The sequence below is a fragment of the Shouchella sp. JSM 1781072 genome (assembly GCF_041949915.1).
Classification (GTDB): Bacteria; Bacillota; Bacilli; order Bacillales; family Bacillaceae_D; genus Shouchella.
Genome location: NZ_JBHFQE010000002.1, coordinates 105,719 through 121,994, shown reverse-complemented (window position 1 = coordinate 121,994; position 16,276 = coordinate 105,719). Strand labels below are relative to the sequence as shown.

Annotated in this window: 16 protein-coding genes and 2 pseudogenes; 14 read left to right on the top strand and 4 right to left on the bottom strand. The window is 41.7% G+C overall.

Annotated features, from left to right (window positions below):
• The first annotated feature begins 15 nt into the window (after positions 1–15).
• From ACE1TH_RS09985 to ACE1TH_RS09970, 4 genes are all read left to right on the top strand, one after another.
• Entirely contained in the window at positions 16–1,257 is a 1,242-nt protein-coding gene (locus ACE1TH_RS09985) for a dihydrolipoamide acetyltransferase family protein (RefSeq protein ID WP_375078877.1), read from the top strand.
• Positions 1,258–2,673, top strand: a complete 1,416-nt coding sequence (locus ACE1TH_RS09980; protein ID WP_375078876.1) for a dihydrolipoyl dehydrogenase family protein — start codon at positions 1,258–1,260, stop codon at positions 2,671–2,673. It begins immediately after the preceding gene.
• Between the two features lie 17 nt (positions 2,674–2,690).
• Positions 2,691–3,104, top strand: coding sequence for a PaaI family thioesterase (locus ACE1TH_RS09975; RefSeq protein ID WP_099302297.1), 414 nt, complete (start codon positions 2,691–2,693; stop codon positions 3,102–3,104).
• 89 nt (positions 3,105–3,193) lie between these two features.
• A complete protein-coding gene (locus ACE1TH_RS09970) occupies positions 3,194–3,943 on the top strand; it encodes an SDR family NAD(P)-dependent oxidoreductase (protein ID WP_099302296.1) in 750 nt (249 codons plus the stop codon).
• Between the two features lie 41 nt (positions 3,944–3,984).
• On the opposite strand, the gene ACE1TH_RS09965 is transcribed toward ACE1TH_RS09970, so the two are convergent.
• The gene (locus tag ACE1TH_RS09965) at positions 3,985–4,197 is read right to left on the bottom strand and encodes a hypothetical protein (RefSeq protein WP_099302295.1); all 213 of its coding nucleotides are present in this window, start codon (positions 4,195–4,197) and stop codon (positions 3,985–3,987) included.
• A 268-nt stretch (positions 4,198–4,465) separates the two neighbouring features.
• Here ACE1TH_RS09965 and ACE1TH_RS09960 point away from each other — a divergent pair, with 268 nt between their 5' ends.
• The 9 genes and pseudogenes from ACE1TH_RS09960 to ACE1TH_RS09920 all read left to right on the top strand — a co-directional run bounded on the left by ACE1TH_RS09960 (position 4,466) and on the right by ACE1TH_RS09920 (position 11,995).
• Positions 4,466–5,548, top strand: a complete 1,083-nt coding sequence (locus ACE1TH_RS09960) for an MBL fold metallo-hydrolase (protein ID WP_375078875.1) — start codon at positions 4,466–4,468, stop codon at positions 5,546–5,548.
• Positions 5,535–5,825 carry a DUF3006 domain-containing protein gene (locus ACE1TH_RS09955; RefSeq protein ID WP_375078874.1) on the top strand — a complete coding sequence of 97 codons (291 nt, stop codon included), beginning with the start codon at positions 5,535–5,537 and terminating at the stop codon, positions 5,823–5,825. The genes ACE1TH_RS09960 and ACE1TH_RS09955 overlap by 14 nt, the downstream gene beginning before the upstream one ends.
• A 28-nt stretch (positions 5,826–5,853) precedes the next feature.
• Complete coding sequence (locus tag ACE1TH_RS09950) at positions 5,854–6,177, top strand: hypothetical protein (protein WP_375078873.1); 324 nt, start codon at positions 5,854–5,856, stop codon at positions 6,175–6,177.
• 1,377 nt (positions 6,178–7,554) lie between these two features.
• A pseudogene (locus tag ACE1TH_RS20470) lies at positions 7,555–8,826 on the top strand (RHS repeat-associated core domain-containing protein); the annotation flags it as partial.
• Positions 8,827–9,161: 335 nt separating this feature from the next.
• Positions 9,162–9,755 (top strand): hypothetical protein, encoded by a 594-nt coding sequence (locus ACE1TH_RS09940; RefSeq protein ID WP_099302285.1) that lies wholly within the window; start codon positions 9,162–9,164, stop codon positions 9,753–9,755.
• Positions 9,756–9,831: 76 nt separating this feature from the next.
• The gene (locus ACE1TH_RS09935) at positions 9,832–9,978 is read left to right on the top strand and encodes a DUF4240 domain-containing protein (protein WP_375078871.1); all 147 of its coding nucleotides are present in this window, start codon (positions 9,832–9,834) and stop codon (positions 9,976–9,978) included.
• A gap of 156 nt (positions 9,979–10,134) precedes the next feature.
• Positions 10,135–10,746 (top strand): annotated as a pseudogene (locus ACE1TH_RS09930) (RHS repeat-associated core domain-containing protein); the annotation flags it as partial.
• Positions 10,747–10,756: 10 nt separating this feature from the next.
• On the top strand, positions 10,757–11,146 hold the full coding sequence (locus ACE1TH_RS09925; protein WP_099302283.1) for a YxiG family protein: 390 nt from the start codon (positions 10,757–10,759) through the stop codon (positions 11,144–11,146).
• A gap of 480 nt (positions 11,147–11,626) precedes the next feature.
• A complete protein-coding gene (locus ACE1TH_RS09920) occupies positions 11,627–11,995 on the top strand; it encodes a DUF2750 domain-containing protein (RefSeq protein ID WP_255301173.1) in 369 nt (122 codons plus the stop codon).
• Positions 11,996–12,222: 227 nt separating this feature from the next.
• Here the strand turns inward: ACE1TH_RS09920 and ACE1TH_RS09915 are convergent, their stop codons facing one another.
• Positions 12,223–13,482: an Nramp family divalent metal transporter gene (locus ACE1TH_RS09915; protein ID WP_375078870.1), complete on the bottom strand. Its 1,260-nt coding sequence runs from the start codon at positions 13,480–13,482 to the stop codon at positions 12,223–12,225.
• Between the two features lie 135 nt (positions 13,483–13,617).
• Positions 13,618–14,328, bottom strand: a complete 711-nt coding sequence (locus ACE1TH_RS09910) for a hypothetical protein (RefSeq protein ID WP_099302281.1) — start codon at positions 14,326–14,328, stop codon at positions 13,618–13,620.
• Between the two features lie 157 nt (positions 14,329–14,485).
• Between ACE1TH_RS09910 and ACE1TH_RS09905 the strand changes: the two genes are divergently transcribed.
• Positions 14,486–15,163, top strand: a complete 678-nt coding sequence (locus ACE1TH_RS09905; protein WP_099302280.1) for a DUF421 domain-containing protein — start codon at positions 14,486–14,488, stop codon at positions 15,161–15,163.
• A 25-nt stretch (positions 15,164–15,188) separates the two neighbouring features.
• Here the strand turns inward: ACE1TH_RS09905 and ACE1TH_RS09900 are convergent, their stop codons facing one another.
• Positions 15,189–16,214 (bottom strand): metallophosphoesterase, encoded by a 1,026-nt coding sequence (locus tag ACE1TH_RS09900; protein WP_099302279.1) that lies wholly within the window; start codon positions 16,212–16,214, stop codon positions 15,189–15,191.
• Positions 16,215–16,276: the final 62 nt, after the last annotated feature.

The window sequence follows — 16,276 nt, the reverse complement described above, 5'->3', positions numbered from 1 at the left end:
AGGGAGCTTACGTGTATGATTGAAGTAAAACTTCATGATATCGGTGAAGGAATGACAGAAGGAGAGATTCTCCATTTTTTTGTGAACGTCGGTGACGAAGTGAAGATGGATCAACCACTGCTTGAAGTACAGACAGATAAAGTAGCTGCTGAACTGTCTGCACCGAAAGCCGGAATCGTGAAAGAAATTTTAGCGAAACAAGGGGAGACGGTAACGGTTGGCACGACATTAATTGTATTAGAAACTAGTGTCGATCAAGCAATTCCTGTTAAAGAAGAAAAAAAGCAACCAGTTGCTTCATCAGCATCATCAAATGAAAAGCAGCCATCCTCCTCTCTTCGGCGAGTGCTGGCGTCACCTTACACAAGAAAAATTGCTCGTGATCATGAGATTAACATTGAAGATGTAAAGGGAACAGGGGTAAATGGTCGCGTCATTGATGAGGATTTGTATGCCGTTTTAGAAGGTTATAAAAGGAAACAACCAACGGCTAAAAAAGAAATGGATAAAAAACCGTCGCCTGATCTCCGTTCTAGCTCGTATTTTACATCTGGTAAAGAGTCATCCGAACGAACGATTCCATATACAGGGCGAAGAAAACAAATCGCGACTAAGATGGCTGAATCGGTTTACACGATTCCCCATGTAACGCATTTTGAAGAGGCCAACTTGACTGACTTGATGGAATGGCGAGCAGCATGTAAAGAAGCTGGAATGACGTTTTCCCTAGGCGCTTACTTTATTAAGGCGCTTGTCTTAGCGTTAAAAGATCATCCGATTTTCAATTCGGTTCTAGATGAGAAAAACGGCGTCATCCGACTGCAAGATTTTTATAATATCGGCCTAGCTACAAATGCACCAGATGGACTGATTGTGCCAGTCTTAAAAAATGCTGATCAGAAATCCATAATTCAGATTGATAAAGAAATGAAAGAGCTCACGCGGAAAGCACAAGATAATGAGCTTAAAGGCGACGACCTTCGCGGCGGTACGTTTACAGTTAGCAATGTCGGTCCACTCGGTAGCACTGGGGCGACACCAATTATTAACGCTCCACAGACAGCGTTGCTTGCGATTCACAAAACAAAGCGTCGTCCGGTTGTGACGAAAGAGGATCAGCTTGCGATTGGGGACGTGATGACCATGTCCATGTCATTTGATCACCGAATTGCTGATGGTGCCCAAGCGGTCGCATTTACAAATCGATGGGTGGAGTTATTGGAAGATCCAAAGCGCCTCATATTGGAGTTGGTTTAAATGGTCGTAGGAGAATTTGTGCAAGAACGTCAATTAATCGTGATTGGTGGTGGACCTGGTGGGTATCATGCTGCGATTCGAGCGGCTCAACTCGGTATGGACGTCACATTGATTGAAAAAAATCAGCTAGGCGGCATTTGTTTAAATGAAGGGTGTATCCCATCAAAAGTTGTCACACAGGCGGCAGAACGGTGGCAACAAACCTTAAAAGGAAGCAAGCTAGGCATTCCAACTCAACAGGAGTCATTTCAATGGGACGTCCTCGTTTCTCATCAACAGACTGTTGTGAAGCAATTGCGGCAAGGCGTCGAGCAACTTTGCAAAGCGAACAAAATTGAACATGTTATTGGTGAGGCAAGTTTTATGACAGAAAATCGCATTGGCGTTACAAATGACCATCAATTTGACGTATATCAATTTCAGCATGCGATTATTGCGACTGGTCACCAACCATTGTTAACGGAAAAAGATGAGCGCCTGCTCAGTCCATACTCACTGTTCCAACTCAAAGAGCTACCAGCATCACTCGTGCTCGTAGGTCACAAACCTTACGTTTTAGAAGCAGCGTTCGCCTATCAAACAGTAGGTGTCGATGTGACACTTTTACTAGATAATCCTCTGTCATTAGAACCTGCCATTGAAAAAGAGCTGCTTCGTTCAGCAAAAAAAGCAGGCATTACTGTAAAAAAAGAGATCACCGTTGAACAGGTAACGGTTGAAGAGGATCATGTAACGATTGTTTTTACGAAAAATGAGAAGCAAGAAGATGTTCAAGCTACTTATGCGTACTGTTCGCCTAGATGGAAAGCGAATACTGATGAATTAAGCCTTAATCGTGTTGGCGTTGAAACCGATGCGGATGGCTACATCACAGTATCTGAATCGTTCGAAACGACCTTAGCAAATGTCTATGCGATTGGCGATGTAAACCGTGAGTCAGACCTGGCAACTGCTGCAATCAAGCAAGGCAAGGTTGTCGCTGAATGCCTAGCAGGTAAAAAGTCAGAGTGGGACCCGACTTTCTTGGCTACTGTTTACCGCACGCAACCGCCTGTTGCCACAGTAGGATGGACGGTAAGCGAAGCAAAAGCAAAAGGGGTAAGTGCGGTTGTCGGCTCAGCACCTGTTCGTAGCAACGGCTTTGGGATGCTTAATCAATCACAAGATGGGGTAATGGTTATTGTAAAAGAGGAACGTACAGATGAAGTCATTGGCATGCAGATCATTGCCGATGGCGCAGCTGAACTCATCGTTGCCGCAACTGTTGGCCTTGAATTAGGGATGCGGGATGAGGATCTTATTTTTCCTATGTATCCACATCCCAGTATCGGTGAAGTCATGATGGAGGCAGCAGAAGACCTTCAAGCAGCAGCGGTTCATAAACCACCTGTAAAGAAGAAAGCAGAAAACGTTTAGTGATTGGAGGCCAACGCATGTCGAATCCTTTAATGGATGTGATTCATTTTAAAAAAGAGCCGCCACCGTGTGACACGTTAATAGGAGTAGAAATGATCGAGGCACAGGGGGGAATCGCCCGAGCCATTTGGCGGCCAACCGATCAAATGTTAAATGGGAACGGCGTCATCATGGGTGGCTTTGTTTCCTCTGCAGCCGATGTGGCGATGGCCTACGCCATCTCTTCACTTATTAACGATAAGCAAGTATTTGCATCTGTTAATCTGAATGTTGCTTTCCATCGACCAGCGCTTCCAGGGGAGATTGAAGTGAAAGCTGTTGTTGAAAAATTCGGGCGGACAATGAGCTATGTAACAGCCGATTTATATCAAAACGATAAACTAGTTGCAAGTGGTGTTTCGTCGGTCCTTGTGCATGAAGTGAATGATTAAGACGTGGTAACCTTTCCTTTCATACGGGAAAGGTTTTTCGTTTGAAAAAAAGAAATGGTGGTATTTTATATATATAGGAGGAATGCATCATGAAGAAAAAACTACAAGACAAAGTTGCTTTCGTAACAGGTTCAGCAAGTGGAATTGGAGAAGCATCAGCGAAAGAATTTGCTGAACAAGGTGCTCGTGTCGTACTTGTCGATGTGAATGAAGAAGGAAAAACCCTTGAGCAAGAACTTAAAGAAAATGGGCACGACGCCTTATTTATAAAGACCGACGTAACCGATGAACACTCATTAAAATCAGCAATCGACCAAGCGGTTGACCACTATGGCCAATTAGATATTATGTTTGCAAATGCAGGTATCGGTAGCAAAGGCGATATTCACGAATTGGAAACTGAAGACTGGCAAAAAGTCATCGATTTAAATTTAACGAGCGTATACTTATCAAATAAATTTGCGATCCAGCAATTTTTAAAACAAGAAACAGGCGGAGCGATTGTCAACACAGGCTCCATTCATAGCTTAGTGGCAAAAGAAGGAATTGGCGCTTATTCAGCCGCAAAAGGGGGCGTCAAACTTTTAACTCAACAGGTTGCTTCACGCTACAGCCGTGATGGCATTCGTGCTAACGCAGTGGCTCCTGGCTATATCGAAACCAACCTACTTAAATCTGCCGGCGAAGAAGGTTTGGCTGAACTCAAGAAGCTTCATCCGATTGGTCGTTTAGGACAAGCAGAGGAAGTTGCAAAAGTGGTAGCATTTTTAGCTTCAGACGATGCTTCTTTTGTTTCAGGTGCATTAGTTCCTGTTGATGGTGGGTACACAATTGTATAACGATAAAAAAACGAGCCGACGTTACGTTAGCTCGTTTTGTTTTAATAAAAAATTAAGTAAAAGGATGCAATGGCACCTGCAATGATTAAATGTACATAACGCATGTTTCCTTTCTCTTCTTTGAAGAAAAGAAATAGAAAATAGACAACAATGCTTGAAATAAAGAAACTCGTTAACGTGGAATGATTGTACCAAACCGCTAAAATGCCTATCACAATCAAAAAGGCTCGAAAAATGTAATCGATAATCTTCAATACTTGCCCCCTAAGCTACGTCTTCACAGAAAGAATCGTAACAAGAAGCGAGCATGCTGTCAAAATGAGGTGGCTGAATATGGCGTTCATTGGTAGACTTAGTGGGGAGTTATTAAATTGAGGGGAGCTCGCTTCGGAGAAACGGTGAAGCTTTTATGTCTCAGTAGATAATGGGAAATTTCTCATTTATTAATGGCGAGGTCTTACATAACCACGTCTGAATTGTTTATATTAAAGGCAAAGACACCTTAGAAAAAGCGGAGGAACAATGAAAAAGACATTTATTATCACAACGGTTTTTCTCCTTGCTTTGACAGCATGTGGACAAGAACAAACACCTTCTGAATCCATTCAAGATCAATCGTTTGAAGCGAACGAGGGACTACTAGATGTGCATTTTATTGATGTCGGGCAAGGAGATGCGTCCCTCGTCAAGTGGGAACATGAAGAGGAAACCTTTAGCCTTCTTGTTGATGCAGGAGATTGGAATGATCGTACCGCTGTTGATTATTTACATGAGCAAGGAATTGAAGAACTAGATTTACTTATCGGCACGCATCCCCATGCCGACCACATTGGTCAAATGGCAGATGTGATCAACGAATTTCATGTGGCAGAAGCGTGGATGTCTGGAGATGAAACCGATACGCTCGTGTTTGAGCGTACGCTGGATGCCATTTTAGAAAATGACGTTGATTACCATGAGCCTCGAGCAGGAGAAGAATTCGATCTTGGTGGTGCAACGATTGAGGTATTGCACCCTGAATCTGTATCAGGTGACTTGAACAATGGTTCCATTGTGATGAAACTAACGTATGGACAAATTTCTTTTTTATTCACTGGTGATGTTGAACATCAAGCTGAACAAGATATGCTTGAGCGTGGAGCGAATTTAGAAGCAACGGTGTTAAGTGTGCCTCACCATGGCTCAAACACTTCTTCATCGGACGCATTTATTGAAGCCGTACAGCCTACCTACGCTATTTATTCAGCTGGTCTAGAGAATGCGTACAATCACCCGGCGGATGACGTATTACAATCTTACGAATCCATCGGCGCAACCATTTACGGAACCGATGAAAACGGTACTATTATTGCGTCAACAAATGGACAAGAAGTGAAAATCACAACAAATCAAAATCAAGCCGAAAACCATACAAGCTGTATTAATGTGAATACGGCAACTGCTGAAGAGTTGGAGGGGATCTCAGAAATAGGTCCTGATCGAGCCCAGCAAATTATAGAATTACGACCCTTTTCATCTGTAAATGAATTAACGAGAATAGATGGAATTGGTGAGGCACGGCTAAATACGATTAAGGAAGAAGGGATCGCTTGTGTCGGAGAATAAGTATCACGGAGTTGTTGATCGCGTCACAAACGATTTAGCCATTATTCTCGTTGACTCGATAAAGAAACAATTTGAACGACGTGTTGAAAAGCTACCAAAGAACACAAAGGAAGGTAGCTGGCTCCTATTGACGCTAAATGAGGACCAAACAGAGATAATCGACGCAACACTGGATCCTGCTAAGCAAGAACAGAAACACCAAACCATTCAAGACAAACTCAACAAAGTAAAGGCAAAATCCAATAAGAAGAGCAAACTCAAAAAGAATAACCAGTAGCCCTCAAGGAAGAACTTTGAGGGTTTTTTTGTGTGTAGGAAACATTTTTAAGCCGTATGACGGTCTTGATGCTGTATCGGAAACCGATCAAAGTGGGAAAACCGCATCGGCGTCGAAGTATGCGAAAAACGGAAACCTAACAGAAGAAAGCCATGAACTCGCAACCGCAGCAAACCTTCTCGCAAATAGTCGATTTGAAGACGGTACAGCAAGCTGGACGCGCATGGACAAGAGCTCAAATGGAACCTATGCCGTTGACAAGCATTCAGCTGGAAAGTTGGCAGGACCCAATTCATTAAAGCTGACGATGCAATCAGATATAACGGAACATTCTTATCAAGCGGCAACGTAAGTGGTCGATGCCTTACCAGACGTTTCCTACACCTTGAGCTCGTTAATCAAGACAGACACGGTCAATGCGCGTGCGTTCTTGAATGTAGAAGCACTCGACGCCAGTGGCAAGAGAATTCAGTGGATTGACAACCGTCACAGTCATCTTGTCGGCAAACAAAACTGGGCAGAGCGGCAGCTTTCGTTTGTCACGCCAGCAAATACCGCAAAACTACGTGTCTATTTAGAAATTGAAAAGGTAAAACCAACAGCAAGCGGTAGCGCATGGTTTGACCAAGTACAGCTAGAACGAGCGGAAGTGTCATCTAGCTTTAATCCAATTCAAAACTCAAGTTTTCTTAACAATTTAACAAGTTGGAGCGGTTCTGGTGGCTCAATTGACAGCGCTGGATTTGACGACAAGAAATCCGTTAAAATCGTGAAAACGTCTGCACAAGCTGTTAGCGAGTACAAACAAACGGTTACGTTGAACCAAGCAGCAACCGAAGAAGCGATGGATTTAACGTTCACGGGCCTTTCAAAAGCAGAGAACGTCAAATCAACGAACTACGGCTTAAAAGCAAAAGTCTTTTATACAGACGGCACGACCGCAGACTTTGGACCAGCGACGTTCCCAGAAGGAACGAATGACTGGAACCGAACAGCATTAAAGCTAACAAAGAGTAAGCCAATTACGAAGGTAGATGTTTCTTTCTTTATTCAAGGTAGTGGAACGGCCTGGTTTGACGACATGCGTTTGCTAGAAGGAAACGTCATTAAGAAACAAACGTTTGATAGCCAAGGAAACTACGTCACGAAAGTAGAAGACGAACTAGGTTTCACGACATCAAGTGTGTTTGACACGTATGGCAACGAGACAGAATCCACCGACGCCCTTGGGAAAAAGAAAATATTCACTTATGATCTAGCCAATCAATTAAAGCAGCTAAAGCTTGATAACGGCACAAGCATTTCGTACAGCCATGATAAAAACGGCAACATGCTGTCAAAGTCGATTGCGCCATCATCAGGTCAAGCGCAAGTCTTTACGTACGAATACGATACAGCTGGTAAGCTCATGAAAACCGTTGGACCGTTTAATGATGTTGTAACAAACCAATACGATGCAAACAGCAATCTCATTAAAACAACAACACCGAACGGGCACACAACCGAATTAACGTACGACGGCACAGATCGAATGGCGACGAAAAGCTACAACGGCCAAATTGCATACCGCTTTACGTATGATAAAAACGGCAACGAGCTTACGGTTAAAGACGAAAAAGCAAGCGGAACGAAAGTCCGCACGTTCGATAAAAAAGACCGTATGGTTACGCTTGCCGAACGAACAGGAAAGCAAGAATGGAACTACTCAGAGACATCCGATAAACTAAATACATTCGTGTTCACCCACGGAACTTTCAAACAAACGAACACGTATGAGTACAACAAAAAAGAACAAAACATTCGCATGAAAGATGGCGACGCGACCTACCATTTTGATTACGATGAAAAAGGGAACGTTAAAACGTTCTCATCTGGAAACCGCACAGGCGCAAGCTTCACGTATGATCCACGTGGTCTCGTTACTGCCCTGACAGTTGGATCAGAAGTGGGCGCACCATTTTTAGAGGAATTCATGACGTACGACGCGAATGGAAACCGTACCTCCATTAAAGATGGTAGCGGGAAGGCAATTTCGTATACGTACGGCGCCCTTGACCAGCTCATGAGCGAAACGTTACGCGACGGCACGAAAAACGAATTCACCTATGACGGCTTCGGCAACCGAACGTCAGTCAAAACAACAAAAAATGGGCAAACAACAGAAACAAAAGCAAGCTATAATGTCTATAATCAGCTGACAAGCATGGGCAACGAGTCGTTTACGTATGATAAGAACGGCAACCGATTAACAGACGGCACGTACAGCTACACGTGGGATGCAGCCGATCAAGTGACAGCGGTCACGAAAAAAGGCGAAACGAAACCATTCGTCACGTACACATACGATGAAGACGGACGCCGCATTCAAAAAGCGGTTGGTACAACGGTTACCAACTACCATTACGACGGCGACAGCCTCAACGTCCTCTATGAAACGAACGGTTCAAACACCGTGACAAAGTCGTACACGTACTCCGACGCAGGTCAACTCGTTGCGATGAAAAAAGGAAGCGTCAAATACTACTACCATTACAACGCCCACGGCGATGTCATTGGCATTAGTGACAAAGACGGCAACCGACTTGCAACGTATGAGTACGATGCGTGGGGTAACCCACTGAAAGCCGACGAAACCGCAGCGGTCAAAGACAACGCATACCGCTACGCAGGCTACCAGTACGACCATGAAACCGGCATGTACTATCTGATGGCCCGCTACTACGAGCCAAAGCACGGCGTGTTCTTATCCCTAGACCCAGATCCAGGCGATGAAGACGACATCATTACGCAGAATGGCTATACGTATGCGAATAACAATCCGGTGATGCTAGTTGATCCGGACGGGCATTACTTCTGGCTAGCGGTGAACGCAGGATTTGCGGCATACGATGGATACAAAGCGTATAAAGCAGGTAAAGGCTGGAGAGGTGTTGGTGGTGCGGTTGCGTCGGCATTTGGACCAGGGAAATATGTTAAAGGCGCGAAAGCGGCGCTAGGGTTTGCGAAGAGCTATAAGCTCTCTAGAAAGAAATTAGCTACTCCTGTAAGGTCGTCATCTGCATACAGGAATGTAACTGAAAAAGGATCTAGATTAAAAAATATACAAACTAATACTTCTAGAAGGAATTTCGAAAAAAATCTAAGAAGAAATGGCTACAAAAAATCTATACACAACAAAGGTGTTATTTCTATGACTAAGGGAGGAAGTAGGTATACAATTAGAGGTTTCTCAAAATCAACAAAAGGACCGACAGCAGAGTTCTTTTCTAAGGGAAGCCGCAAAGCTTCTATGAAAATTAGATTAAAATAGAAGTAACGAAGGGAGTTAAACTTTAATTGAAGGAATATTTCATAAATGATAAAACAGTATTTGAAAAACAAAAAAAAAGGATTACAACCTTTTTAGATGTAAGAGAAGAATTTCCAAATCAAATACTAAAATTAGAAACTTCGTTGTATCTTTTTAATGAATTTGAATGGGTTCTATCAGAAGACGGTTGGAACTCTATTAAAAGACTTTCAGAAGTATCTAGGGATAATACTATTTATATTTCAATGGTGGATGACTGGGATTACGTCGATGAAACTTTTGAAAAATATGGATTTTACTTTATGGCTAAATTACCTACCTCAATTTCAGGAGTTAAATTTGAAGAAATATTAATAGAAGACATTGGTAAGACCAATGACTCTCTAATGATTGTAGTAAATAAAGCAGTAATCTATCCTGAATCATTGGAATGGGTAATTTATGTAGAAAGAGAACATGAACTAGGGGTACTGGCTATAAATAATCATCATCTCAAGGAAAAACACGGAAAAGACTGGCTTCCTTTAGGAGAAGAAATATTTGATCTGATATCTGTTGTATTTCGCAATCAAACTGTACCACCTTGTTTTAGGTCAACCTTAGAAAAAAATTATAGATGACACTAATTTGACAATAAGACGTCTATTAGCTCATTAAGGTCGTATATGTTGTTAACAGACAGCCATTCTTAGATAAATGTCCCTTAAAATCTTCCTAGAAAAGGGCAAAGATTTTTATGAACATGTTGTAAAACATCCAGAGGCAATGCCGAAGGATGATGAATTCGAAGAGTTGTTGACACTAGCAGCGAAAGTGTTTGAAGAAAAGACAGGGGCCAAATAGGATTATGTTCCGTCAAAGGATGACGAGACGTTCTCAAACGAACGTGGCTGGCGCTAAAGTTGTCTCATTAACAAGCGATATGAAGTTACAAAGTCCGCATGAACGTGCGGGCTTTTGTTTCTTTAATAGAGAAAATTAACTGAACGTTATCAAGAAACCGGCATGTACTACCTCATGGCCCGCTACTACGAGCCAAAGCACGGCGTGTTCTTATCCCTAGATCCTGACCCAGGTGATGAAGACGATATTATCACGCAAAATGGCTATACGTATGCGAATAATAATCCGGTGATGTTAGTTGATCCGGACGGGCATTATGTTTGGGCAATAGCTGGTGCTGGATTTGGAGGTGTTGCCTCTTATAAAGCAGCAAGAGCGAAAGGTGCTAGAGGCTGGAAACTAGTAGGCGCAACAGCTGGCGGGGCTGCGCTTGGTGCTGTAGGTGGTGGATTCTTAAAAGCTGGAAAGGGTTTGTATAAAGCAGGCAAACTCTCTAAGACTTATTGGAATGCAAAAAAAGTAGCAAAAGCTAACAAAGGAACTATTAAAAGAGCAAGGAGTGGAAAAGGGTGGACAGTAACAACAAAGAAACACACTGTACGCTTTATGGGTGAAAATTCAGGCCAGAGAACAAAACCTTATTATAGGATGAGTAGGACCGGAAAATCTTCAATGGATGCAAAGGGGAGGTTTTCATCTGACCCTGCGGCTACTCATATTAAGTTAAGATGGAATTCATATAGAAATGTGAATAAACGAATAAGGTAGGTGGTTTTTCTTGAAAGAGTTACAAGGTTGGATAGATTATTTTGAAGAAGGATCAAATATAATTGATTTTAATTTAAATCCTTTTTGTAAAGAACTAAAGTTAGTCTTTAGGCGATTTGAGGATGAGAATAGTTATTCCGATCATGAAGTACTGTTCAAACAAATAGGTGCTTTATACTACAATTCAGGATACTGGGAAAGAAGGTTTGAAGAGATTGACCAAAAAAATTATATATGGTTTGTTGTAGAAATTGCTTATCAAAAAGGCGGATTTAAAGACATATCGCTAGCAATTGACGACTTTAATTCGAGTGCAAATTTCTATATTCAATTTTCAGAGATGCTGTTAGCAATTGAAGCACAGAAAGTCGTAATTGATGAGGTAGAATATTATGCATAATAGCCTCATGGTCAATCACTATATGATTTAGTATAAGGTATCGCTAAAAATGAATCTTAAAGATTTTTCTAAGGTCTCTAGATTACATTTTAAAAGAGAGTTATAGTGGCCAGTTACAGTTAATAAAAGTCCGCAAAAAGGGCGATTTGCCTAAATTCCGGACTTTTGTTTCTTCCGTTAGGGTTTACTTGGTTACTTATCATTTTAAGTGAACAAATTCGTGGATGGTTGTTACCTTTTCTGCCATTTATCGAATATCGGCCAATCGCCTTAGTTGCAATTGTCTCCTTATTTCCGATTTACTATCTTGAAGAAAATACACTTGTTAAATTACGTATAAACATGGAAAGTTTTTTTCAGCCGAAAACGTGTTGCATAATGGTTAACGACAAGCCCGCATGTGAGTGCGGGTTTTTGTACGATTAATGACAGGGTATGTTATTATTTTGAAAAGTGAAAAATAGAATTGGAGTGAAGATTATGATGGATATCGATCTAACCATTCACGCAAAGCGGCGGCATGAACAGTTTGTAAAAAGAGTATTGGAAAAAGAGGTCATTTGGGGGTTAGAGGACGAAAATGGTTGGTGTGTTTGTGAATCAAATCACTATGAAGACACGCCAGTGATGTTGTTTTGGTCCGATGAAGCGTATGCAAGACGATGCGCAGTGGAAGAATGGTCTCATTTTAAGCCCTCACCCCTTACGTTAACAGACTTTAAAAAAGATTGGCTGTATGGTTTGGATGAAGATGGGCTTTTAGTGGGGACGAATTGGAACGCAAAGCTGATTGGTTCGGAAGTGGAGCCAATTGATTTATATAACGAACGATCAGGTTTGACGGCATAATTCTGGCATCAAAGTTGATGGAAACGTACTTTTACGGACAAAGATGATTATGGAGCATTCACTTTATTTATTGAGCCAAAAGAAGATGGTTATCGGCTAAATGTTGAACTGACACCCATTGGCGCTCAGCAGTGCTATAACGCTACACATGAACTTACATTAGAGGATGTCAGCAAGTTTGAACAGCAGATTAAAGATTTTCTCCTGCTTTATACATAGGAACTCAATTAAAAGAAGCTCAAAAATACTCGAATCGCTAGAATGGTTACGAGTCCAATGATTGCTAGATTAATGATGTTGCTAGTTAATGTGTTTTTAAACCGCCCCATCCGATCTTTTTTATTTGTTAAAACAAACAGGACAATGGTGAGTACTGGTAAGAGTAAGCCGTTAATTGCTTGCGCTGAAATAATGAGCTCGACGGGAGAACCACCAAAGGTCCAAACGAGTACAACAGGGATGATGCTTGTAACGATCAAAATTGTGCGGTTGATTGGTGCATTTGGCTTTTCTGATTGTTTAAACGCATGTCCGAATAACATCGGTTGTACGGTCAGATTAAACAAACCTGAAGAAAACCCTGCTGTCCATAAGCCAACAGCAAAGAAGATGGTGGCGAATGAGCCGAGAATGGGGGTTAACTGAACAGCCATATCCCCAGCGCTTGAAATGGTTTGTCCTGTTCCATAAAAGGCTGTAGCAGCTGAAAGTAAGATTGCAATTGAAATAAGGGCGAGTAAAGCAAAGTTCATTTTCAAGTCGTTGAATGAGCGCTTGCGGATTTGTTCCTGCGTATAGGTGGAGTCTTGGTATTTGTTTTTCATAAAACCAGATAGTGCTACGAGCGTGTTCGGTACGAGAATGGTGGCGACAAGTGCCAAGACAATAAGTAGATCGCCTTCGGGAATGGAGAACGTAAGGGCTTGACTCATAATTCCTTGAGAACGTGGTAAGGCGGCAAGTGCTGTTAAACAGAAAGTGAGGACGAGCATGACCATCACAACACGATTAATGTTTTCGAGCAATTTGTATACACCAAACCATGCGATACTCATTGCTGATAAGGAAAGCAAGGATACCCAAACAATCATGGGGACAGCAGGGAAAATAAGGTTCATGGCCATGGAAGCCCCGATAAAGTTTCCAGCTTGGAAAGCGAGCGCTCCTAGCCATAAACCGAAGAAAATTAATTTTGACCAGATTGCTCCAATTTCATCGCGAATGCCTTCCAATACACTCGTTCCTGTCGCGGCCGTCCAGTTCATAACCGGTCGTTGAATAAAATAGCCAACCAGGCACGCTAAAACAAGAATCCAAGCAAGACCAAAGCCAAATTGTGCACCAGCGACAGATACGGTGGTGACAGTTCCAGGGCCAATAATACATGCAGCGACGATCGCTCCTGGACCCCAAGATTTCCACCAAGGGAGGGATGGGGCTTGTAATGGCGGCTTAGCCATTTTTTCTCTCATTAAATTGGTCATCATGCACACTCCTTTTCTATGACATGATTGTACCAATCAATTGATTATTTTTTCTGATTGTTGTGAAGTTATCTACGTAAAGTTTTTTAGACAAATGAAAGGAGCTTGCTCAAAACTAAATAAGCAAGCTCATTCTTTTTACCAATTAAAGATTGCCTTTAACGTTAGTAACGAAATGGCATAAACGAGAGAAGCAATTAAGAAGGTTGGCAAGTGGGCGTAGTCTTCTTCTGGAAGTTCTTTACTTATGACGTTGAAAATCATGGCTCCCGAACTAAAAGCAATGAGAGAATCAACGAATAGTCCAGTTGAAGGGCCAAATGTTCCAGCTGCAGCACCGATAAGTGTAGTAGTGGCAAGGATATAACGGCCGTAGCGACGGTGTACACGCTCATTATCACGTCCAATATGGTAGGAAATTCCGATAAAGTGAAGCCCTACTGCCACCCCGTAAAAAAGGGCTTCGACTGTTTTTACGTCGGATGCAAAGACAATATAAGAGATCATAAACGTATAAATCGCAAAAAACGCGACTTGCACAAAATAGGATGCATCGGCATTCATTGATTTTGCACGATCGGCCTTGGCAAATTTATAGACACTGTAATAAACAATTAAGCCTAATAAACCAAGAAAATAAAGCTCTGAATCTAAGGCAAGGTCGCCACCTAGTTGGTCTTGTTCTTCGTGCATAGTCGGTAAGATGTAGACAAATACATAAGCAATCGCAACGCCACCTGATAGAGAGAGAATTTTCCTTTCTGCAATCGGTGTTCCGCGAATGATTGTTAACGCAAATAGTTGTATGGTGATCAAAATTACCCCAATGATGATGGATTCTATTGTCATGTTGTTTCCCCCTTGAATTTCACTCCATTCCATACCCGTTTTTCCGTATCAATAAGGTTACAGTTGTGTAAAGAAAACGTGAAAAACGGTGTACTTGTCTAAAGTGAAATGGTTTTGTCCATGCTGGATAGGAGTGGTTATGTGAGGAGGTTTTGTTGTGGAGAATTTGCTTCAAACAACATTAGAATTAACGGTGGGGTTATTTGCATTATTAATTTTAACAAAATTAATGGGTAAAACATCATTTGCGCAAATTACGCCGTTTGATTTTATTTCAGCCTTAATTTTAGGGGAACTTGTAGGAAATGCGATCTATGATGATGAAATAAAAATAGGCACGATCCTGTTTTCTGTCTTAATCTGGGGACTTTTACTTTATATTATTGAGTGGGCAACCCAACGTTTTCGTAAAACAAGGAAGTTTTTTGAGGGAAATCCATCGATTATTATTCAAAATGGACATTTAAACCGTAACGAAATGAAACGGAATAAGCTTGATATGAATCAGTTGCAGCACTTATTAAGGCAGAAAGACGCTTTTTCAGTGCGAGAGGTAGCGTATGCAGTTTTGGAAACCGATGGACAAATTAGTGTTTTAAAGAAACAGAAATACGATCAGCCTACGTTTGAAGATTTTAAGATGACGGAAAATCCCGTTCATCTACCAGTCACCTTCATTAACGACGGGATTGTTGATTGGGAGAACATAAAAAAAGCGGGTCTTGATGAGAATTGGTTAGACAAGCAGCTGTACGAACAACGAATTGATCATTACCGCGATGTGTTTTACTTGGAATGGAAGTACGATGAGGGTATTTACCTTGAGAAGATGTGATTGGTTTTAAATCACATCTTCTTTTTTATGTACATGCTTTCGGAATCCAGCCAATATAGCCATCTTTTTTAACAAGGTCATAGCCGCTGCACTGGTCATCCAACATATAGACCGTCTCTCCTTCTCTGACGGTTAAAAACGTAGCACTAACGTCGCCTTTACATTGCCAAGTTTCGTCTTCAAAAACTAAATACTCATTTTTTATCCAGTAAGTTGTCTCGTGAATTCTGTGGGAACACAAGGTGAAATGCGTCCGCTCTTCTTTTTTCTCTACAGCATAATGAGGCCAGCTGATGGTTCCAAGATCTGTGTTATTTGCATAAGGTCGAATAATTTGCTTAACGCGAGTGAGGTGATCCACATACGTTGTGTGAAAGATCCCATTTTCAAGTGTAACGCCGTTTAGCTGTCCATATTGTTTAATGTGCAGTCCACCATCAAGTGACAGAATGCGCTGTTTGTGGTCAATAATTGGATTGTGGTGGCTACCCTCATCGCGTAAATAATTATTCGTCGGCCAATGACCAACCACAACCATTTTGTGCTCCAAGTGACCTTCTGTGTAAAAAGACGGCAGGGCATATGCGTTCATCAATGTTGTTTGTCGCCAATCTGCTCGTTTTTCGATTCCCGCGTGAATGATAATAAATTGTTCGGATTCATAGGCGTGCGGGAGATTGTTTAACCAATTAAGTTCTGTTAAGAAATGCTGTTTACAAAAAAGAGATACTTCTTTAATAGATGAAAAATTTTCTAGACGTTGCTGTTTTTCAGCGAGCATTTCATGAATAAGAGAAAATGGCTGTCTTTGTAAATAGGGCATGAGTTTTTCATTTTCATGTAGTAGGTGAAGCATAATGGCGTCGTTATTTCCGAGCGTTATATAAACACTCTGTTGATGACAAAGATCCATGACATAGCGAATGACGCCTAGGCTATTTGGGCCTTTCTCGCATAAGTCGCCATTCATCATCAGTATATCCTGTTCGCGAACATTCATTTTGACTAACAATTTTTTAAGTAAATCGAGATCGCCATGAATGTCAGACATAAAATGGGCTCGTCTCCCAAGTAATGAGATGTTCTCAGTTGTTAACAGATGGAGGTCCCCCT